17 protein-coding genes are annotated in these 19,390 nt (G+C 71.5%); 12 read left to right on the forward strand and 5 right to left on the reverse strand.

The window, feature by feature from the left end:
- Nucleotides 1-35: 35 nt before the first annotated feature.
- The 7 genes from HNR23_RS07565 (at nt 36) to HNR23_RS07595 (ending at nt 10,036) form a co-directional block, all read left to right on the forward strand.
- Nucleotides 36-755 carry an HAD family hydrolase gene (locus HNR23_RS07565; RefSeq protein WP_184074711.1) on the forward strand — a complete coding sequence of 240 codons (720 nt, stop codon included), beginning with the start codon at nt 36-38 and terminating at the stop codon, nt 753-755.
- Between the two features lie 210 nt (nt 756-965).
- Nucleotides 966-2,723 (forward strand): ABC transporter substrate-binding protein, encoded by a 1,758-nt coding sequence (locus HNR23_RS07570; protein WP_184080049.1) that lies wholly within the window; start codon nt 966-968, stop codon nt 2,721-2,723.
- Nucleotides 2,724-2,820: 97 nt separating this feature from the next.
- Nucleotides 2,821-3,330 carry a cellulose synthase gene (locus tag HNR23_RS07575; protein ID WP_184074712.1) on the forward strand — a complete coding sequence of 170 codons (510 nt, stop codon included), beginning with the start codon at nt 2,821-2,823 and terminating at the stop codon, nt 3,328-3,330.
- 750 nt (nt 3,331-4,080) lie between these two features.
- On the forward strand, nt 4,081-5,106 hold the full coding sequence (locus HNR23_RS07580) for an ABC transporter permease (RefSeq protein ID WP_184074713.1): 1,026 nt from the start codon (nt 4,081-4,083) through the stop codon (nt 5,104-5,106).
- Between the two features lie 72 nt (nt 5,107-5,178).
- The gene (locus tag HNR23_RS07585; protein ID WP_184074714.1) at nt 5,179-6,936 is read left to right on the forward strand and encodes an ABC transporter substrate-binding protein; all 1,758 of its coding nucleotides are present in this window, start codon (nt 5,179-5,181) and stop codon (nt 6,934-6,936) included.
- A 98-nt stretch (nt 6,937-7,034) separates the two neighbouring features.
- Nucleotides 7,035-8,048 carry an ABC transporter permease gene (locus HNR23_RS07590; RefSeq protein WP_184074715.1) on the forward strand — a complete coding sequence of 338 codons (1,014 nt, stop codon included), beginning with the start codon at nt 7,035-7,037 and terminating at the stop codon, nt 8,046-8,048.
- A 116-nt stretch (nt 8,049-8,164) separates the two neighbouring features.
- Nucleotides 8,165-10,036, forward strand: coding sequence for a dipeptide ABC transporter ATP-binding protein (locus HNR23_RS07595; RefSeq protein ID WP_184074716.1), 1,872 nt, complete (start codon nt 8,165-8,167; stop codon nt 10,034-10,036).
- 55 nt (nt 10,037-10,091) lie between these two features.
- Here the strand turns inward: HNR23_RS07595 and HNR23_RS07600 are convergent, their stop codons facing one another.
- Nucleotides 10,092-10,688 (reverse strand): hypothetical protein, encoded by a 597-nt coding sequence (locus tag HNR23_RS07600; RefSeq protein ID WP_184074717.1) that lies wholly within the window; start codon nt 10,686-10,688, stop codon nt 10,092-10,094.
- Nucleotides 10,689-10,863: 175 nt separating this feature from the next.
- Here HNR23_RS07600 and HNR23_RS07605 point away from each other — a divergent pair, with 175 nt between their 5' ends.
- Both HNR23_RS07605 and HNR23_RS07610 read left to right on the forward strand, forming a co-directional pair.
- Nucleotides 10,864-12,159 carry a sensor histidine kinase gene (locus HNR23_RS07605; RefSeq protein WP_184074718.1) on the forward strand — a complete coding sequence of 432 codons (1,296 nt, stop codon included), beginning with the start codon at nt 10,864-10,866 and terminating at the stop codon, nt 12,157-12,159.
- Entirely contained in the window at nt 12,156-12,830 is a 675-nt protein-coding gene (locus HNR23_RS07610) for a response regulator (protein WP_184074719.1), read from the forward strand. The genes HNR23_RS07605 and HNR23_RS07610 overlap by 4 nt, the downstream gene beginning before the upstream one ends.
- Here HNR23_RS07610 and HNR23_RS07615 read toward each other — a convergent pair.
- Nucleotides 12,810-13,481, reverse strand: coding sequence for a TetR/AcrR family transcriptional regulator C-terminal domain-containing protein (locus tag HNR23_RS07615; protein WP_184074720.1), 672 nt, complete (start codon nt 13,479-13,481; stop codon nt 12,810-12,812). The genes HNR23_RS07610 and HNR23_RS07615 overlap by 21 nt on opposite strands.
- 132 nt (nt 13,482-13,613) lie before the next feature.
- Between HNR23_RS07615 and HNR23_RS07620 the strand changes: the two genes are divergently transcribed.
- On the forward strand, nt 13,614-14,009 hold the full coding sequence (locus HNR23_RS07620; protein WP_184080051.1) for a hypothetical protein: 396 nt from the start codon (nt 13,614-13,616) through the stop codon (nt 14,007-14,009).
- A 142-nt stretch (nt 14,010-14,151) separates the two neighbouring features.
- Nucleotides 14,152-14,514, forward strand: coding sequence for a GntR family transcriptional regulator (locus HNR23_RS07625; protein ID WP_184074721.1), 363 nt, complete (start codon nt 14,152-14,154; stop codon nt 14,512-14,514).
- Nucleotides 14,515-14,821: 307 nt separating this feature from the next.
- Here the strand turns inward: HNR23_RS07625 and HNR23_RS07630 are convergent, their stop codons facing one another.
- The 3 genes from HNR23_RS07630 to HNR23_RS07640 all read right to left on the reverse strand — a co-directional run bounded on the left by HNR23_RS07630 (nt 14,822) and on the right by HNR23_RS07640 (nt 18,328).
- Nucleotides 14,822-15,163 carry a hypothetical protein gene (locus HNR23_RS07630; protein ID WP_184074722.1) on the reverse strand — a complete coding sequence of 114 codons (342 nt, stop codon included), beginning with the start codon at nt 15,161-15,163 and terminating at the stop codon, nt 14,822-14,824.
- Between the two features lie 217 nt (nt 15,164-15,380).
- Nucleotides 15,381-16,712, reverse strand: a complete 1,332-nt coding sequence (locus HNR23_RS07635) for an RNA polymerase sigma factor (RefSeq protein WP_184074723.1) — start codon at nt 16,710-16,712, stop codon at nt 15,381-15,383.
- Nucleotides 16,713-17,119: 407 nt separating this feature from the next.
- A complete protein-coding gene (locus HNR23_RS07640; protein WP_184074724.1) occupies nt 17,120-18,328 on the reverse strand; it encodes an AMP-binding protein in 1,209 nt (402 codons plus the stop codon).
- Between the two features lie 214 nt (nt 18,329-18,542).
- Here HNR23_RS07640 and menB point away from each other — a divergent pair, with 214 nt between their 5' ends.
- Nucleotides 18,543-19,382 (forward strand): 1,4-dihydroxy-2-naphthoyl-CoA synthase, encoded by an 840-nt coding sequence (gene menB, locus HNR23_RS07645; RefSeq protein ID WP_184074725.1) that lies wholly within the window; start codon nt 18,543-18,545, stop codon nt 19,380-19,382.
- The last annotated feature ends 8 nt before the right edge of the window (nt 19,383-19,390 follow it).

The following is a 19,390-nucleotide window of genomic DNA, read 5'->3' on the forward strand; positions in this document are numbered from 1 at the left end:
CCGCCTCAAAGGCGGGGTTTCGTCGGAGGTATCTGATGGCACATGCCGAGACCCGTGGCGCGCCCGGGGACGCTGCGACCGCGCAGGCCCCGGGCGGGTCTGTGCAAGCCGTTCTGTTCGATATGGACGGCACCCTGATCGACAGTGAGGGCCTGTGGGGGGAGGCCGAACGCATCGTCGTCGCCGGGCTCGGCGGGGAGTGGACCGAGGAGGACCACGAGCGCAATGTGGGCGGGTCGACCGGGGTCGTCGCCCGCTACATCATCGACCTGACCGGGGCCGCGGCCACCGAGGCCGAGGTGGGGCTGGCGCTGTACGAGGAGTTCGGCCGCCTGCTCGCCGACGGTGCGGAGCTGCGGCCCGGCGCCAAGGAGCTGGTCCGCCTGGTGGCCGACTCCGCGCTGCCGCTGGCGCTGGTGACCTCCACCGAGCGCCGCCTGGTGGAGCGCGCGATCGGCGGGATCGGCTTGGGCTCCTTCGATCTGAGCGTGGCCGGCGACGAGGTCGAGCGCAACAAGCCGCACCCCGACCCCTACCTGAAGGCGGCGCGGCTGCTGGGTGTGGACCCGCGGCGGTGCGTGGCGTTCGAGGACTCGGTCGTGGGCGTCGCCTCGGCCCGGTCCGCCGGATGCATCACGGTGGGCGTGCCCAACCACGTCGACATCGCCCCGGCGGACGGCCTCACCGTGCGCGACTCGCTGGTCGGCATCGACCTGGAGTGGCTGCACGGCCTCGCCGGACCGGCCCGGGGCTGACGCGTCGGCGTTGCCCCACCCTCGTTACATCTCCTTAGACGAAATGAGACCTAGGCCTCCGTAGAGTCAGCCGTTATGTGCACCACGACCGCAGGCACGCCGCCCGGTGTCGAAAACCCGGCCCGGCGGTGTGCCCGGGGGAAGGTGAAGCGTGGTGCGCTCACATCCGGTGGTACTCGACGAGAGGGCGGAGACGTGAGACGAACGGTAATGGCCCCCATCGCGCTGGGCGCTGCGGCGACCCTGCTGCTCAGCGCGTGCGGCGGTGGCGGCGGCGAGGACGGCGGGGGACCGGACGCGGCCGCGTTCGACGCGGGCATCACCGAGGTCGTGAACGCCGACGACACGGCCGGCGGCACGCTGCGCTTCGCGATCACGACCAACATGGAGAGCACCGACCCGGGCAACATCTACTACGGCTACATGTGGAACTTCAGCCGCCTGTGGGCCCGCACGCTCTACACCTACGCCGCCGCGCCCGGCGATGAGGGCCGCGAGGTCGTCCCGGACCTCGCCGAGGGCGAACCCGAGGTCAGCGACGACGGCACGACCTACACGGTCAAGCTGAAGGAGGGGCTGAAGTACGAGGACGGCTCGGAGATCGTCGCCGAGGACGTCAAGTACGCGATCGCCCGCAGCAACTTCGGGGACAAGGCGCTGCCCAACGGCCCCAAGTACTACAAGGAGCACCTCGACGTCGACGACTACGAGGGCGTGTACGAGGACGGCGCCGACGACCCGCTCGACGGCTTCGACGCGATCGAGACCCCCGACGACCACACCCTGGTCTTCCACCTCAAGGGTCCGTTCGCCGACTTCCCCTACGTGCTGGTGCAGCCGCAGAGCGCCCCGGTGCCCGCCGACGCCGACACCGGCGAGCGCTACCAGTCCTCGGTGGTCTCCAGCGGCCCCTACCGGTTCGACGGCGAGTACCAGCCGGGCAACGGGCTCAAGCTGGTGCGCAATGACGAGTGGGACGCCGAGTCCGACCCGATCCGCACGGCGCTTCCCGACGAGATCACCGTCGCCGAGGGCATCAACCAGGACGAGATCGACAAGCGGCTGGCGACCGGCGAGCTCGACGTCGACCTGAGCGGCACCGGCCTGGGCCCGGCGCGCAAGGGCGAGGTCTTCACCGATGAGAGCGAGAAGGCCAACGTCGACAACCCGGAGAACAGCGCCCACTACTACCTGACGGTCAACACCCAGGTGGAGCCCTTCGACGACGTGGCCTGCCGCCAGGCCGTGCAGTACGCCATGGACCGCGACGCGGTGCACCGAGCCTGGGGCGGTGACGCCGGCGGTACCCCGGCCACCCAGATCCTGCCCCCGGCGGTCCCCGGGTCCGACCCCGACCTCGACCTGTACCCGTCCAAGGAGGACGACAACAAGGGCGACGTCGAGGAGGCCCGCAAGAAGCTGGAGGAGTGCGGCGAGGGCGACGGCTTCACGGCCAACCTCGGGGTCCGCTCCGACCGGCCGGCCGAGGTCGCGGCCGCCGAGGCCATCCAGGAGGGGTTGAAGCGCGCCGGGATCGAGGTGAAGATCCAGCAGTTCCCGTCGGACACCTACACCAACACCCAGGTGGGTTCGCCGAGCTTCGTGCACGAGAAGGAGCTGGGCCTGAACATCTACGGGTGGATGCCCGACTGGCCCACCGGCTACGGCTACATGAGCCAGATCCTGGACGGCGACGCGATCAAGGCGGCCGGCAACTCCAACATCTCCGAGCTCGACGACCCGGAGATCAACCGGCTCCTCAAGGAGGTCGTCGCGGTCCCCGATGAGGAGGAGCGCAACCGCATCTACGCCGAGATCGACGAGAAGGCGATGGAGCAGGCCGTCATCGTCCCGATGGTCTTCCACAAGGCGGTGCTGTACCGGCCGGACAACGTGACCAACGTGTTCTTCAACCCGAGCTGGAAGATGTACGACTACGCGACGCTGGGTGTCGCCGACGGCTCGTGACCGGGCGGCGCTCCCGCGTGACCACCCGCGCGGGAGCGCCGGCACCTAGGGGAACGACCGGATGCGCGCGGGGCACCGCGAATGGGACACTGTGAGCATGGGTGTTCCGGAACAGTTGCCGATCGCGGGTCCGATGCTGGGAGCCGCCCTCACGATCGTGGGGCTGCTCATCTCCTGGATGGTGTGGCGCCGGAAAGGTGCCGCGGCCGGGCTCCGCGGTGTGGCGTGGTCGCTGCTGCCGCTGGCGGCGGGGCTCATGGGGTTGATGACCATCCTGTGGCGGCTGGTCTTCGACCTCTCCCGGTTCTTCACGGGGTTGATCTTCAACCCGATCGTGTGGGCCGGGGTGGCGCTGGCCGGGCTGGCCGTCGTGCTGTGGGTGGTCTCGGGGATCATGCGGGCGCGCGGCATCGGCACGGGCGGCGCCGCGGCGCCGAAGGCCGCCGAGGCGGGCGACGGGGCCGCAGCGGGGATCCCGGGGCCGCAGGCCGCGGCTCCCGCGCCGAGCCCGAAGCAGGCGGCGCCGAAGAAGGCCGCGCCCAAGCAGGGGGCCGACGAGGACTTCAGCGACATCGAGGCGCTGCTGCGCAAACGCGGCATCGAGTAGACCAGCGCACGCCGCCGAGACAGGTGAGGCAGGGGCCGAAAGGGGTACGACCCCTTTCGGCCCCTGTGCGTCTCGGGTCGCGGCCGCGACCCGATCATCGACCGCTCCGACTGCGTGCGCCCGCCGGTCGCACCGGCGCGCCGGGCAGGGCCGCGGGGCGCCGCGGCACGGCGTTTAGGCGGCCTGACGGTGCGGCGACGGCCCGGCTACGGCCGCCCTCTAGGCGGATCCGGGGAGTGCGCGCAACTGATTTTCCGGTTTTCGGACGTCCGCGACCGCGATTCGGCGCCGTTCTCGCAGGCGTCGCCTGCTCACCGGGTGTGAGCGGTCGGGTGCTCCGGCGCGTCCTGCCTCCTTCGTCTTGGCCGGTCAGGCACACTCTGTCGTGAGTGGTGTGCTGCGTGTCACGTTGCGGGAAGTGACGGATCCGTGTTTCTCGAATCACAATTCGGCCACATCGCTGCTAACTGGACGGTTTGTGTCCAAAACGGGCGTAAATTGATCGCGATGCACCGTTAGGTGGGTCACATGCGTTAGCCGTGTTGATCTCCCGAGCTAAGTCGACATGGATCAGCGCATGTCCCGGCGGCCGGGCGCACCCGCGCGCCGCCGGATCAGGGTCGTCCGTCTGTCGGCCCCGGGCACTCGACCAGTGCCCCACCAGGGCCTTGCAGGAGCCTGTCTCCTCGGGGCCCTGTCCGGACTTCAGGGCCGCGCCAAAAGCGGGAGTAGTGGGGGAGTAGTGGTGCAATGACCGCGCCTTCGGATGCGCCTGGGACAGCGGGCGACGCCTCGGAGGTGGAGCCGGCACAGGGCAGCGGCGACACCGCGAGCCGCTCTCTCCGCCAGATCGCCTGGCAGCGGTTCCGCAGGGACAAGGTCGCGATGGTCGGCGGTGTCGTCGTCCTGCTGCTGATCGCGGTCGCGATCTTCGCGCCGCTGCTGGTGAAGCTCTTCGGCTACCCGCCCAACGAGTTCAACCAGGCGCCGATCGACCCGCTGACCGGCGGTGTGCTCAAGGACCCCGACGACCCCATGAGCGGCATCGACCCGTGGGGCGGGATGAGCTGGAACCACCTGCTCGGCCTGGAGCCGGTCAACGGCCGCGACCTGTTCAGCCGGGTCGTCTACGGCGCGCAGATCTCGCTGCTCGTCGCCTTCGGCGCCACCGTGCTGTGTGTGGCCATCGGCACCGTCCTGGGCATCCTCGCCGGGTACTTCGGCGGCTGGGTCGACACCGTCATCAGCCGGGCCATGGACATCTTCCTCGCCTTCCCGCTGCTGCTCTTCGCCATCGCGCTGGCCGGCGTCATCCCCGACGGCGCCTTCGGCCTCACCGGCAACGGGCTGCGCATCGCCCTGCTGATCTTCATCATCGGCTTCTTCAACTGGCCCTACATCGGGCGGATCGTGCGCGGTCAGACGCTCACCTTCAAGGAGCGCGAGTTCGTGGAGGCCGCACGCAGTCTCGGGGCGAGCAACCGGCACATCCTCTTCCGGGAGATCCTGCCCAACCTGATCACCCCGATCCTCGTCTACTCCACGCTGCTGATCCCGACGAACATCCTGTTCGAGGCGGCGCTGTCCTTCCTCGGTGTGGGCATCAACCCGCCCACACCCACCTGGGGCGGCATGATCTCCAACTCGCTGCAGTACTACACGACCTCGCCGCACTTCGTGATCATCCCCGGGATGGCCATCTTCATCACCGTGCTCGCCTTCAACCTCCTCGGTGACGGCCTGCGCGACGCGTTCGACCCGAGGTCCTCCGACTGACGGGGGCGGGGCCCACCCGGCTCCGCGACCCCGCACGGGCGGTTCAACCCACGTCTGCGAGAAAGGCAGGACATGACGAAACGAACTCTGGGGTTCGTCGCCCTCGGCGCGGCGGCGGCCATGCTGCTGAGCGCCTGCGGCGGCGGCGCCACGGACGGGAACGGCGGGGAGGCCGCCTTCAACCAGGGGGAGACCCAGGTCGTCAACCCGTCGGACGCGACCGGCGGCACGCTGCGCTACGCCATCTCCGCGGACTTCGACTCGCCCGACCCGGGCAACATGTACTACGCCTTCGCGTGGAACTTCAGCCGCTACTACGCGCGCACCCTGCTGACCTACACCGGCGAGCCCGGCACCGAGGGCACCGAGCTCCAGCCCGACCTCGCCGAGTCGATGCCCGAGGCCAGCGACGACGGCAAGAGCTACACGGTCAAGCTGAAGGAGGGGCTGAAGTACGAGGACGGCTCGGAGATCGTCGCCGAGGACGTCAAGTACGCGATCGCCCGCAGCAACTTCGGCGAACAGGCGCTGCCCAACGGCCCGAAGTACTTCAAGCAGCTGCTCGACAAGAGCGACGACTACGAGGGCCCCTACGCCGACGGCGACGACCCGCTCAAGGGCTTCGACGGCATCGAGACCCCCGACGACCACACCCTGGTCTTCCACCTCAAGAAGCCGTTCGCCGAGTTCGACTACATCCTGCTGCAGCCGCAGACCGCCCCGGTGCCCGCCGAGGCCGACAAGGGCGAGCAGTACCAGACCCGCGTCCTGTCCTCCGGGCCCTACAAGTACGACGGCGACTACAGGTCCGGCGAGAGCCTCCACCTGGAGCGCAACGACCAGTGGGACCCCGAGAGCGACCCGATCCGCGAGGCGCTGCCCGACCGCGTCGAGGTCGAGATCGGCGTCGAGCAGAACGAGATCGACCAGCGCCTGGTCAACGGCGATCTCGACGTGGACCTCGCCGCCGCCAGCGTCGGCCCGGCGATGAAGGGCACGCTGCTCAGCGACGAGTCCAAGAAGGTCAACGTCGACAACCCCGAGACCAACACGCTGCGCTACGTCAACGTCAACACCGTCGTCGAGCCGCTGGACGACCTGGCCTGCCGCCAGGCGATCATGTTCGCCGCCGACCACGACGCCCTGCAGCGCGCCTGGGGCGGGGCGGCCGGCGGTGAGATCCCGACGCAGATCATGCCCAAGGAGCTCGACGGCTCCGACCAGAGCATCGACCTGTACCCGTCGGAGGACCGCAAGGGCGACCTGGACAAGGCCCGGGAGAAGCTGGAGGAGTGCGGCGAGCCCGACGGGTTCAGCACCAACATCGGCGCCCGCTCCGACCGCCCGGCCGACGTCGCCACCGCCGAGGCCCTGCAGTCCAGCCTGAAGCGGGTCGGCATCGACGCCCAGATCAAGCAGTACCCGTCGGACACCTACACCAACACCCAGGCCGGGTCGCCCGACTTCGTGCACGAGAACGAGCTGGGCCTGACGGTCTACGGCTGGGCGCCGGACTGGGCCACCGGCTACGGCTTCATGAGCAAGATCGTGGACGGCCGCTCCATCCAGAAGGCCGGCAACTCCAACATCTCCGAGCTCGACGACCCCGAGATCAACAAGCTGTTCGACGAGGTCGTCGACGAGCAGGACCCGGACGTCCGGGCGCAGAAGTACGCCGAGATCGACCGCCTGGTCATGGAGAACGCGGCGATCCTCCCGGCGGTCTTCGAGAAGACGGTGTACTACCGCCCGGACAACCTCACCAACGTCTACTACCACGTGGGCTACGCGGGCTACGACTTCATGGCCCTCGGCACCACCCGCGAGTAGCGGTTCCGCTCCGATTCGGTTGACAGAAGGCAGGTGAAGGCGGCGGGGGCGGCCGGATCCCCACGGGGACCCCGGCCGGCCCCGCGCCGCCGGCCAAGTTGCTGACTTACATTCTCCGCCGCGTGGGCGCCGGCGTGCTGCTGCTCGCCATCGTCACCCTCGTGACGTTCACGATCTTCTACGTCGTTCCGCGGCTGGCCGGGCAGACCACCGAGCAGCTCGCGACGATGTACGTGGGCAAGGCACCCACACCCGAGGCCATCGAGGCGACCATCGACCGGCTCGGCCTGGACCAGCCGATCACCGTGCAGTTCTGGGAGTTCCTCCGCGGCATCTTCGTCGGGGCCGAGTACCAGTTCGGCCGCGACACCGTGCAGTGCGCCGCGCCCTGCTTCGGCTACTCGTTCCAGAACTACCAGGAGGTCTTCCCGGAGATCATCAAGCGCCTCCCGGTGACCTTCTCGCTGGCCATCGGTGCCGGTGTCATCTGGCTGGTCGGCGGCGTCGCCGTGGGCGTCATCTCCGCCATCAAGAAGGGCAGCGTCTTCGACCGCGTCGCCATGGGCATCGCGCTGGCCGGCGTCTCCCTGCCGATCTTCTTCACCGGCCTGCTCTGCCTGGCCTTCCTGGTGCACGCCACCGGTCTGTTCCCGAGCCCGTCCTACACCCCGTTCACCGACAACCCGGTGGCCTGGGCGACCGGCCTGATCCTGCCGTGGGTCACGCTGGCGTTCCTGCACGCGGCCCAGTACGCGCGCCAGACGAGAGCGGGCATGCTGGAGACGATGGGCGAGGACTACATCCGTACCGCGCGGGCCAAGGGGCTGGCCGAGCGCAAGGTCGTCCTCAAGCACGGCCTGCGGCCCACCCTCACCCCGATCGTCACCATCTTCGGTCTCGACCTGGGCCTGGTGCTCGGCGGTGCGGTGCTGACCGAGACCGTGTTCTCCCTCAACGGCATCGGCCGCTACGCCGTCACCGCGATCGTGCAGAGCGACCTCCCGGTCATCCTGGGCGTCACCCTGTTCGGCGCGTTCTTCATCGTCGTGTGCAACCTCATCGTCGACCTGCTCTACGCCTGGGTGGACCCCCGGGTCAGAGTCACCGCCTGACGACCCCCGGCCGCCGGAGCCTCCCGGCGGCCGGGTGCGAGACCACGCAGAGCAGTCCTACTCACCCCCGGCCGGCCGACCGGCCGACCGGGGCCCGAGCCGAAGGAAGACCGGCAATGACCACTCCGGGAGCCGCGCAAGGGTCCGCGGCCGGCGCCGACGCGGCGGTCCGCGTCGCCGACCTGACGATCACCTTTCCGACGATGGACGGCGACGTCCACGCCGTGGACGGGCTGTCCTTCGAGGTGCCGCCGGGCGGCGCCCTGGGCATCGTCGGCGAGTCCGGCTCCGGCAAGAGCGCCACGTCGCTGGCGCTGATGGGGCTGCACCGCGGCAGCAGGGCCCGGATCACGGGGGAGATCACCGTCTCCGGGACCGACATCGTCGCCGCGACCGACGCCGAGGTGCGGGCGATGCGCGGCAACGACATCGCGATGGTGTTCCAGGACCCGATGTCGTCGCTGCACCCGCAGTACACCATCGGCGACCAGCTGATGGAGGCCTACCGCACGCACCGGCCGAAGGCGAGCCGCGCCGAGGCGCGGAAGCGCGCGGTCGACTCCCTGGACCGCGTGGGCATCCCCGACCCGGCCCGCAGGATCAACTCCTACCCGCACGAGTTCTCCGGCGGCATGCGCCAGCGCGTGCTCATCGCCATGGGGCTGATGTGCGACCCCAAGGTCCTGCTCGCCGACGAGCCGACCACGGCGCTGGACGTGACCGTGCAGGCGCAGATCCTGGACCTCCTCGACGACCTCCGCCGCGACCTGGGCATGTCGCTGATCCTGGTCAGCCACGACCTCGCGGTCGTCGCCGGGTCGGTGGACGAGGTGCTGGTCATGCAGAAGGGCCGCGCCGTGGAGCGCGGGGACGTGCGCCGGGTCCTGTCCGAGCCCGAGCACCCCTACACCCGGGCACTGCTGGCGTCGGTGCCGCGGGTGGAGGTGTCGCGTGCCGAGCGCCGCGCGCAGATCCGCGCCGAGCGTGCCGAGGCGGAGCAGCACGCCCGCCGGGAGCGCGAGGCCCCCGCGGCGGAGGCGGAGGCCGCCGAGCCGTCCACCGCGGGAACGCCGAGCGCCGCCGCTCCGGCCCCGGGGCCCGAGCGTGCGGCGGCCCCCGAAGCGGGCGAACCGCTGCTGCAGGTGCGCGACCTGCGGGTGCGGTTCAAGGTCCGCAGCGGCCTGTTCAGCCCCGCCACCGACTTCTACGCCGTCGACGACGTCTCCTTCGACCTGTTCAAGGGCGAGACGCTGGGCATCGTCGGCGAGTCCGGGTCGGGCAAGAGCACGCTGTCGCGCGCCGTCATGCGGCTGCTGCGGCCCACCTCGGGATCGGTCCGCTTCGAGGGCCGCGATATCACCGACCTGTCGGACCGGCGGCTGCGCCCGCTCCGCCGCGACGTGCAGATGATCTTCCAGAACCCCTACTCCTCGCTGAACCCCCGCATCACCATCGGCGACAGCATCGGCACCGCCCTGCGGGTCCAAGGCGAGAAGGACGGCAAGCTGATCAAGCGGCGCGTGCAGGAGCTGCTGGAGCGCGTGGGCCTGGAACCGCGGCACTACAACCGCTTCCCGCACGCGTTCTCCGGCGGCCAGCGGCAGCGCATCGCCATCGCGCGGGCGCTGATCCTCCGGCCCAAGCTGGTGATCTGCGACGAGCCGGTGTCGGCGCTGGACGTGTCCACCCAGGACCAGGTGCTGCGGCTGCTGTCGGAGCTGCAGGACGACTTCGAGCTGACCTACATCTTCGTCGCCCACGACCTCGCGGTGGTGCGCCAGGTCAGCGACCGGGTGGCGGTCATGCGCCGGGGCCGGATCGTGGAGATGAGCGACGGCGACGAGGTCTATGAGAACCCGCGGCACGACTACACCCGCCAGCTGCTCGCCGCAGCCCCGGTCCTGGACCCCGACGAGGCGCGGGCGCACCGCGCCGAGCGCGTCCGGATGCGCCGCGAGAAGGCCGAACAGGTGACCACCTCGGCCTGACGCCCCCACAGGGGCGGATGCGGGCCGGGGGCGCGGGTCCCGCACCCCCGGCCGCTCACCCCCGCCGTTCCCCGTCCACCGCGGCGGAGGCGACCGGTGCGGGCCCGGCCGCCGCGGAGCCGCGGGACCCCATGGCCTCGACCGCGCCCCACACACCGATCACCGTGTTCCAGAACATGAAGATCGCCAGCGGGGTGGAGAACCCGTCCAGGGCCGCCGTGCGCTCCGGGTCGCCCACGTACAGCGTCAACCCCGCCAGGGTGCCGCCGCCGACCAGGCAGGCGAGCAGGCCGCGCAGCCACGCCTTGCCCTCGTGGCGCAGCCGCGCCGAGCGGCCGCTGGGACGCGGCGGCGGTGGCGGTCCGCCGGCGAAGCGGTGCGCGAACCGGACGTCGGCCCAGGTGATGACCGAGTGCCCGTAGGCGACGGTGAATCCGAGGTAGAGCGCCCCGAGCCCGTGCGTCAGATCCGCGGTGGCCCCGTGGCCGAGGTGGAGGGCGATCACCGTCAGCAGCACCACGTCGAGGACCGGCACGAGCAGCAGCAGGACCGTGCTCAGCCGCCGCATCCGCAGCAGGTAGCGGGCGGCCAGCCCGCCCAGCACGAAGACCCAGAACAACGCCTCGACCACCAGGATCAGCGCCGCGATCACCGTGTCGTCCCCCTTGCTTCCCGCACGCGGGCGGCCCGGGTCCGCCGGACGCCCACATCGACCCCGCCCATCATCGGGGGCCGGGCCGGGGCCGCGGATCGGCGCGCGTGAGGAGATCGCCGTACGACCTTCGAAGTACGCGCGGGAGGGCCGAACGTGCTGAGATAGGGGCGTGATGCCGTTCTCCCGACGCTCCGAGGTGCTCGACCGCCGCATCCTCGGCGGCCGCCTCTACCTCGGCAGCACGCTGTGGGCCGGGCTGCACCTCGGCGGCGGGCTGCTGCTGTGGGGGCTCGGCGCCTACCTGGACCGGCCCGGTACCGACCCGCGCTGGCTGCTGCTCACCCTGGCCGGGGTGTGCTCGGCCGTCCTACTGCGCCGTATCGCCCCCGGGGTCGGACTGGCCGTCGCCTCGCTGTTCCTCGCCGCGGACATCGCGCTCGGGCCCTCGGCCGCGGTGTTCATCGTCTACGGCGAGGTCCTCTACGCGGTGGGCGCGTGGAGCCGCCGGCGGCTCGCCTACGCGACGGCGGCCGTGGTGGCGGCCGTCGCCGCGGCCGTGCTGGGCATCCTGCTCTACCTGCTCGCCCACGGAGTGCTGGGCGGGCTGCTGGACGTGATCCAGCTCCTCGGCCTCTATGTCCTGGTCTTCATCGCCCCGCTGATGACCGGGCTGACCGTCCGTGAGCACCACCTGCGTGCCGAGCTGGAGCGCCAGCGCGCCGACCAGCGCGTCCGCATGGCCGAGCTGGACCGGGGCACCGCAGTGGCCGAGGAGCGCGGCCGGATGGCGCGTGAGCTGCACGATGTCATCGCCAACCACCTCAGCGCCATCGCGGTGCAGTCCACGGCCGCACTGTCGATGCGCGACCCCGACCCCGAGCGGATCCGGCAGATCCTGGGCGTGGTGCGGGACAACAGCGTGCAGGGGCTCGCCGAGATGCGGCAGATGATCAGCGTGCTGCGCGCCGACGACACCCCCGACCTGGAGCGCGTCATGCCGCGCCTCAGCGAGGCCGACCGGCTGGTGACGACCGCGCGGCAGTCCGGGTTGGACGTGCGCATCGAGCAGCTCGGTACCGAGCGGCCGCTCCCGGTGCAGGTCGACGCGGCCGCCTACAGGATCGTTCAGGAGTCGCTCACCAACGCCCTGCGCTACGCCGAGCCCCGGAGGGTGGCCATCACGGTGGAGTACGCCGCGGCGGATACGGCCGGGGCGGAGGGCGACCGGCTGGTGCTGACGGCCGAGAACCCGGCACCGGACCGGCCGGAGCCGGACTGGCGCGCCGAGTTGGGCGGCGGGGCCGGCCTCACCGGGATGCGGGAGCGGGTCGCGCTGCTGGGCGGCCGGTTCGAGGCCGGGCCCGCGACGGACGGGGAAGCGGGCTGGCGGGTGCGGGCCGAGCTGCCGCTGGGGCGGCCCGGCGAGCCCGAGGCGACGGATGGACACAGAACGGGGATGGGCGCGTGATCCGGGTCGTGGTGGCCGAGGACCAGTGGGCGGTGCGGTCGGGGCTGGTGATGATCCTGGACGCCGCGCCGGACATCGACGTGGTGGCTGAGGCGGCCGATGGTGAGGAGGCGGTGGCCGCGGCGCGGCGCCACCTGCCCGATGTCGTGCTCATGGACGTGCGGATGCCGCGCAAGGACGGTATCGCGGCGGCCCGGGAGCTGGCCGGGACAGGTGTGGACGTGCTGATCCTGACCACGTTCGACCTCGACGAGTACGTGTTCGGCGCGCTGCGCGCCGGGGCGGTCGGGTTCCTGCTGAAGGACATCGAGGCCGACGAGCTGGTGGAGGCGGTCCGCGTGGTGGCGCGGGGCGAGGGGATGATCGCCCCGGCCGTGACGCGGCGGCTCATCGCCGAGTTCGCGGGCGGCGCGGCCCCGTCGGGCGGCGAGTGTGCCGGGCCGCGGGTTCCGGGGGTGAGCCCGGTCGCCGTCGGCGAGCTCACCCCCCGGGAGCACGAGGTCCTGGCGTGCGTGGGGGAGGGGCTGAGCAACCAGCAGATCGCCCGTCGGCTGTGCATCACCGAGACGACGACCAAGACCCACGTCAGCCGGATACTGGCCAAGCTGGGGCTGCGCAGCCGGGTCCAGGCCGCCATCGCCGCCCAGGAGCTAGGCATCACCCGCAAGTGAGCGCAGCAGTGCCTCCAGGCCCGCGTCGAACGCGGTCCGGGGGTCGGGGTCGAGTCCGCGCAGCCGGGCGACGGTGGGGAAGCGGCCGTCGAGCACGGCCGGGTTCGCGCCGGCCAGGCCGTCGCCGCGGACCTGGCCGATGACGGCGCCGGTCACATACGCGTCCAGGGCGGCGGCCGCCCGTACGATGTCGGCGCCCTCCAGTCCGGCCTCGGCGAAGGCGGCGTAGTGCAGTTCCAGGGCGTGCAGCGCCGCCTCGGTGTCGGGGCGGCGGTGGATGAACAGCGGCAGCGCTCCGGAGTGGCGCAGCAGCGCCGCCCGGTAGTCGTGCGCCCACGAGCGCAGCCGCTCGTCCCAGGGCCGGTCGTCCTGGGCCGCCTCCCCGGCCGGCGCGGTGCCGCCATCGGCGTCCCCGTCGGTGCCCTCGGTTCCGGTGCGCTCGGGGCGGGAGACGTCGGTGACGTATTCGACGATCGCGTCGAACAGCTGCTCCTTGCCGAGGGGGAAGTGGTGGTAGACGGCCATGGCCTCCACCTCCAGCGCGTCGCCGAGGCGGCGCATGGTCAGGCGGCGCAGCCCCTGGCCGTCGATGATCCGCAGGGCTTCGGTGATGATGCGTTCGGCGCTCAGGCCGGCATTGTTTCGGCTCACCCACCCGATCCTAGACTTACTTTGTAAAGGCGGTGGGTGGAATGCCACCCCGCGCGTCCACCGGTGACACGCATCACCTCTAGAGTGGCAGGCGACCCTGATCCACACGACGCCAACCCGCCGGAGGGAACCATGGGGCTCATCGGCCCGAAGGTCGACGACGACGCCCGTCGCCGCCACAGCGAGGACGAGCAGGCCGCGCACCGGCTGCCCGGGCTGCTGGAGGAGGTCGCGGCGGCCGAGCGGGCGCTGATCGCGGCGCAGGAGGACGGAGCCTCCGCCGCGGAGCTGCGCCGGTGCGGCATCGAGCTGGACCGGGCACTGACCGACGCGATGCGCGCCGCCTACGCCCGGGAGCGCGCCCTGATCGGCCCGCGCGGCTACACCGACCGCATCCACCGTCGCAAGCGGCTGGCCACGCGGGACGTCCGCCACGCCACCGAGCTCGCCGAGCGCCTGCTCACCGAGCGGGAGGCGCACCGCCTGCACGGCATCGCGCAGGTTCCCCGGAGCCCGGTCGGCGCCTGAGCCGCGGTCGGCCCCTCCTCACCGGCCTCCGAGCGTGCGCCCGGCGTCCTCGGATGGCAGGATCGTCAGGGAACACGGCGCCACCGGACGGCGCCGCGGAGGCCGACAGGACGTGGGCCGGACGAATGGAGTGGGGACGAAGATGCCGGGGTTCATCGAACTCGATCCATCATCGAAGGTGCCCCCCTACGAACAGATCCGGTCCGCGGTCGCCAACGCCGCGGCCAACGGCGACATCCCCGTGGGGTTCAGGCTGCCCACCGTCCGCGCGCTGGCGGGGGAGCTGGAGGTGGCGGTCAACACCGTCGCCCGCGCCTACCGCGAGCTGGAGCAGGCCGGCGTGGTCGAGACGCGCGGCAGGTCCGGCACCTTCGTCGCCGCCGGAGGCGACGCACAGCGCGAGGAGGCGGTGTCCGCGGCCCGCGACTACGCCGACGTCATCTCCCGGCTGGGCCTGGAGCGCGGTGAGGCGCTGGACATCGTGCGGGCCGCCCTGGAGCGCTGAGACCCCCACCGCTCCGTCGATCTCGGGGATATCGGGGCCTCAGCGGCGATTTTTACCCCAATATCTCCGAGATCAACGGAGGGGTCGGTGGGAGAGCGCTCTCCCGCGTGGTGCGTGCGGGTTGGGGCGCCCGGGTCGGGGGTTGCGGTGCGCCCGGAACCGCCGCCCGGAACCGAAAGGCGCCCGGAAGGCGACCTCCCGTCCCGTTTCCGTTGATCTCGGGAGAACGGTTCGAATTATCGCTGGAATTCGAACCGTCCTCCCGAGATCAACGGGGGAGTGGGGTGGTGTCGCGCCGGGCGGGGTGCTAGTCGCGGATCGCGATGATGGTGATGATGTAGAGCAGGACGAGCCCGCTCCACGTCGCGGCCACCCCCAGCGCCCCGCCGTAGCCCCCGCTGATGGCCGTCAGCGGGACGGCCAGCCCCAGCGTGATGATGGCCAGCACCATGCGCGCGGTCCGCGCCGGCACACCGCGCGGCTGGGCCCGCTCCCGGGCGGCGACGTGGTGCCGGACGCGTTCGTCGATGCTCTGCTCCAGGCGCTCGGCGAGCGATGCGGCGATCGCGTCGTCGTAGTCGGCGCCGAGCTCCCGGCCCGCGCGCAGTGACGCGGCCAGCTCGTCCGTGGGGAGGGGGTCGTTGGACATGCCCCCAGTATCCCCGCGCCCGAGGGCGTTGTGCGGCGCCGCGTCACCGGACCAGGGAAAGTTCAGGGATGTCCCTGGGGCCGACGGCGCCCGTGCGGCCGCACCGGTGGTGCGAGGACGCCGACGGCCCCGGTGCCCGCGTTCGACGCGGGCACCGGGGCCGTGGCCGCGGGGGACGTGCGGTCCCCCGGTGTCGATGTGCTCCTCCGTGAAGGTGTCAGCTCGCGAAGTCCAGCAGCTGCTGGGCGCGGCTGGGGTGCCGGAGCTTGGACAGGGACTGCTTCTCCAGCTGCCGGATGCGCTCCCGGGTCAGCCCCAGGTGCTTGCCGATCTCGTCGAGGGTGCGGGGACGGCCGTCCATCAGGCCGAACCGCAGCGACATGATCGTGGCCTCGCGCGGCTCCAGGTCCTCCAGGGCGCGGCGCAGCTGGTCGGCCATGAGCTGCCGGTCGACGACCTCCGAGGCCTCCGAGGCGTCGACGTCCTCGATGAGGTCGCCGATGCGGGTCTCGCCGTCCTCCCCGATCGTGGAGTCGAGGCTGATCGGCTGGCGCGTGATCCGCAGCAGCTCCTCGATCTGGCTCGGCGTCTTGTCCAGCTCGTGCGCCAGTTCCTCGGGGCTGGGCTCGCGGCCGAGGGTCTGGTGCATGTCGCGCTCAAGTCGGCTGACCTTGCTCAGCAGCTCCAGCACGTGCACCGGGAGGCGGATGGTGCGGGCGGAGTCGGCGAAGCCGCGCTGGATGGCCTGCCGGATCCACCACATGGCGTACGTGGAGAACTTGAAGCCCTTGGTGTAGTCGAACTTCTCCACCGCGCGGATCAGGCCGAGGTTGCCTTCCTGGACGACGTCCAGCAGGGACATGCCGCGGTCGCTGTACTTCTTGGCGACCGAGACCACCAGGCGGAGGTTGGCCTCCAGCATGTGCTGCTTGGCCTGGCGGCCGTCCTCGGCGACGGCCTCCAGCTCGGCGCGCTCGGCGTCGTCGAGCCGGGCGACCGGGGCGTCGTCTTCGACGAGCCCCAGACGGTACTCGGCGTAGAGACCGGCCTCGATCCGCTTGGCGAGGTCGACCTCCTCCTCGGCGGTGAGCAGCTTGCGGCGACCGATGGCCTTCAGGTACGTGTGCACCGAGTCGCCCATGGCCGGCGACTGGTCGTCGAGGTCGGCCTCGGGGCCGTCCGGCTCCTGGGCGGCGGTCTTCTTCCCCCGCGTCTTGGAGACGGCCTTGACGGCCTCCAGCGTTTCCTCCAGCACCTCGTCATCGGTGTCGGCGTCCACGGACTCCACCGCCGCGGCGTCGTCGCCCCCGTTGGCGAGCCGCACTCCGGCGTCGGTGAGCTCACGCAGGATGGAACGGCCGTCGGCCGGGCTGATGCCGGCCGCGGAGAACGCGGCGCGGAGCTCCGCGAGGGACAGGTGTCCCTGGGAACGCCCCCGAGTGATCAGCTGGTCGAGAGCCGCGGACGCGACATCATTGCCGTCTGCGGTCTCCGCCACTGTGTCCGCCACCGTGGGAGTGGGAGAAGTGGCTAGGGCAGTGCGCGACATGAAGGCACCTCCCTCCCTTCCAAGACGTCAGGCGCGAGGCGGTGGGAAACCGCCGTCTCGGCGCGCCAATATGTCTAACGTGTCAGAGAGTCAAATGTTCCCGGTCTCGATTGGATATCGTGCGTCGTGGTGTACATCACGATCGCTCGTGTGGCCGTCCGGTCCCGGGAGCGGGTAGTGGACTCGGCCCACGGTCGGCGCGTCGGGCGCGGCACCGTCTGCTGCTGCGTGTGATCCCCCCTCGATCGGATGATCCGCACTTTCGGCCACTCGCTGAGCCCCTCACATCGGTCGGCGAAACCGGATGCAGGAGTAGACGCCGATACTCCGCAGGAAGTTCCCCCGAATCGCGGATCCGTCCGGCTCCGGACACGCCTCTCATCTGATCGTGCCCGAGGAGCACCAGGTCAATCGCTGTGCCCGGAGGACGCCCGGAGCGCGGAGAGATCCGGTTTTCCCGAACCGAGCAGCGGGATCCGCGCGCGCAGGTCGAGCTCCCGGGGAGCCGCGTAGCCGGGCAGCCGGGACTTGACCCATTGTCTCAGGTCATCGAGTGAGGGCGGACACGCGGGGTCGGTGGGCACCACGACCGCGGTGACGCGCTGCCCCCATTCGGGGTCGGCGCGGCCGACCACCACCGCCTCGGCGACCGCGGGATGGCGTGCGACCAGCGCGGCCACCTCGCCGGGGACGACCTTGTGCCCGCCGGTGTTGATCATGTCGTCGGCGCGGCCCCGGACCCGCAGCCGCCCCTCCTCGTCGAAGCGTCCCAGGTCGCCGGTGCGGAACCAGCGCTCGTCGCCGCGGCGGCCGGCGGGCGGGAGCAGGTGCGCGGCGGTGTGCTCGGGGTCGAGGCGGTAGCCGGAGAAGAGCGCCGGGCCGGCGAGCAGGATCCGGCCCTCCCCGTCGAGGTCGGCGCGCATCCCGTCGAGGGGGACGCCGTCGTACACGCAGCCGCCGCAGGTCTCGCTCATGCCGTAGGTGGTGATGAGGCGGCCCCCCGCGGCGCGGGCGCGCTCCAGCAGCCCCTCGTCGGCGGCGGCGCCGCCGAGCAGGATGGTGCCGAACAGCGACAGGTCGGCGTCGGCGGCCAGCAGCCGGTGCAGCTGCGTGGGGACGAGGGAGACGTGCGGGCGGTGCGCGGCGGCGACGGCCATCGTGTCGGCGGGATCGAAGGCGCGGTGGACGGGCTCGGTACCGCCGACCAGGGCCCGCAGTACGACCTGCAGGCCCGAGATGTGCGCCGTGGGCAGGACGCACAGCCAGGCGTCGTCCGGGGCGGCGCCGATACGGCGGATCGAGGCGCGCGCCGAGTGCAGCAGGGCGTCTGCCGACAGCTCCACCCCCTTGGGGACGCCGGTGGAGCCGGAGGTGGCGATGACCAGGGCGGTGTCGTCGGCGACGCCGCCGTCGCCGCCGGGGAGGGAGCGGACGCCGTCGGCCGAGCGGATCCGGTCGGCGCGCATGGCCGTCAGCAGGGCGTCCACTCGGGCGGGGGGCAGGCCCGGGTCGATGGGCAGCAGGGCGGGGCCGCGGCCCGCCAGGGCCTCGGCCAACAGGGAGGTCAGGTGCGCGGGGTCGAGCCCGGTCACCGCCTGCAGAGGTCGGTTCGCCACGTCGACCAAGGTTAACGCGCGCCGCCGGTGCCGGCGGCGCGCGTAGTGATCGCGGGCGCCGGTACGGCCGCACTTGGCGGAACGACTATGGTTGACCCCTGACAGGCGCGGTGTTCGCGCAGGCGGCCGGGGGCGCCGTGCGCCGCCCCGACGAGCCGCGCGGGCGCTTCGCCGTGCAGTACCACCGGTGTCCGGGTTAGGAGAGACGAGAGCCGTGAGCAGCGTGATCGACTGGCAGCGGTCGGGAGAGTATTCCGACATCATCTACGAGACCGCCGAGGGCATCGCCAAGATCACGATCAACCGGCCCGAGCGCCACAACGCGTTCCGCCCGCAGACGCTCTTCGAGCTGCAGGACGCGTTCAACGTGGCGCGCGACGATTCCTCGGTCGGGGTGATCATTTTCACCGGCGCCGGCGACCGGGCGTTCTGCTCCGGCGGCGACCAGAAGATCCGCGGGGACGACGGCTACATGGGCGATGACGCGGTCGCGCAGCAGGGCATCGGCCGACTCAACGTGCTCGACCTGCAGGTGCAGATCCGCCGCCTGCCCAAGCCCGTCATCTGCATGGTGGCCGGCTGGTCGATCGGCGGCGGCAACGTGCTGCAGGTCTGCTGCGACCTCACCATCGCCGCCGACAACGCGAAGTTCGGGCAGACCGGCCCCAAGGTCGGCTCCTTCGACGGCGGGTACGGTTCGTGGCTGCTCGCCCAGACGGTCGGCCTGAAGAAGGCTCGGGAGATCTGGTACCTGTGCCGCCAGTACAGCGCGCAGGAGGCGCTGGAGATGGGCATGGTCAACACGGTCGTTCCGCTGGAGCGGCTGGAGGCGGAGACCGTCGCCTGGGCACGCGAGATGCTGGAGAAGTCCCCGCTGGCGCTGCGCATGGTCAAGGGCGCCATCAACGCGGTCAGCGACGGCGCCGCGGGGATGCAGCAGTTCGCCGGGGACGCCACGATGCTCTACTACATGAGCGAGGAGGCCCAGGAGGGCCGCGACGCCTTCAAGGAGAAGCGGCGGCCGCAGTTCGACAAGTTCCCGCGTCGTCCGTAGGCGGCCGG

This window comes from Nocardiopsis mwathae, from assembly GCF_014201195.1.
In the GTDB taxonomy this organism is placed as follows: Bacteria; Actinomycetota; Actinomycetes; order Streptosporangiales; family Streptosporangiaceae; genus Nocardiopsis_C; species Nocardiopsis_C mwathae.

What these genes read in the sequence shown, in the direction of transcription:
- HNR23_RS07635 (WP_184074723.1), bottom strand. Translation starts at nt 16,712, where the DNA reads ATGTCGCGCACTGCCCTAGCCACTTCTCCCACTCCCACGGTGGCGGAC.
- HNR23_RS07605 (WP_184074718.1), top strand. Translation starts at nt 10,864, where the DNA reads ATGCCGTTCTCCCGACGCTCCGAGGTGCTCGACCGCCGCATCCTCGGC.
- HNR23_RS07575 (WP_184074712.1), top strand. Translation starts at nt 2,821, where the DNA reads ATGGGTGTTCCGGAACAGTTGCCGATCGCGGGTCCGATGCTGGGAGCC.
- HNR23_RS07630 (WP_184074722.1), bottom strand. Translation starts at nt 15,163, where the DNA reads ATGTCCAACGACCCCCTCCCCACGGACGAGCTGGCCGCGTCACTGCGC.
- HNR23_RS07570 (WP_184080049.1), top strand. Translation starts at nt 966, where the DNA reads ATGGCCCCCATCGCGCTGGGCGCTGCGGCGACCCTGCTGCTCAGCGCG.
- HNR23_RS07565 (WP_184074711.1), top strand. Translation starts at nt 36, where the DNA reads ATGGCACATGCCGAGACCCGTGGCGCGCCCGGGGACGCTGCGACCGCG.
- HNR23_RS07580 (WP_184074713.1), top strand. Translation starts at nt 4,081, where the DNA reads ATGACCGCGCCTTCGGATGCGCCTGGGACAGCGGGCGACGCCTCGGAG.
- HNR23_RS07595 (WP_184074716.1), top strand. Translation starts at nt 8,165, where the DNA reads ATGACCACTCCGGGAGCCGCGCAAGGGTCCGCGGCCGGCGCCGACGCG.
- HNR23_RS07585 (WP_184074714.1), top strand. Translation starts at nt 5,179, where the DNA reads ATGACGAAACGAACTCTGGGGTTCGTCGCCCTCGGCGCGGCGGCGGCC.
- HNR23_RS07625 (WP_184074721.1), top strand. Translation starts at nt 14,152, where the DNA reads ATGCCGGGGTTCATCGAACTCGATCCATCATCGAAGGTGCCCCCCTAC.
- HNR23_RS07620 (WP_184080051.1), top strand. Translation starts at nt 13,614, where the DNA reads ATGGGGCTCATCGGCCCGAAGGTCGACGACGACGCCCGTCGCCGCCAC.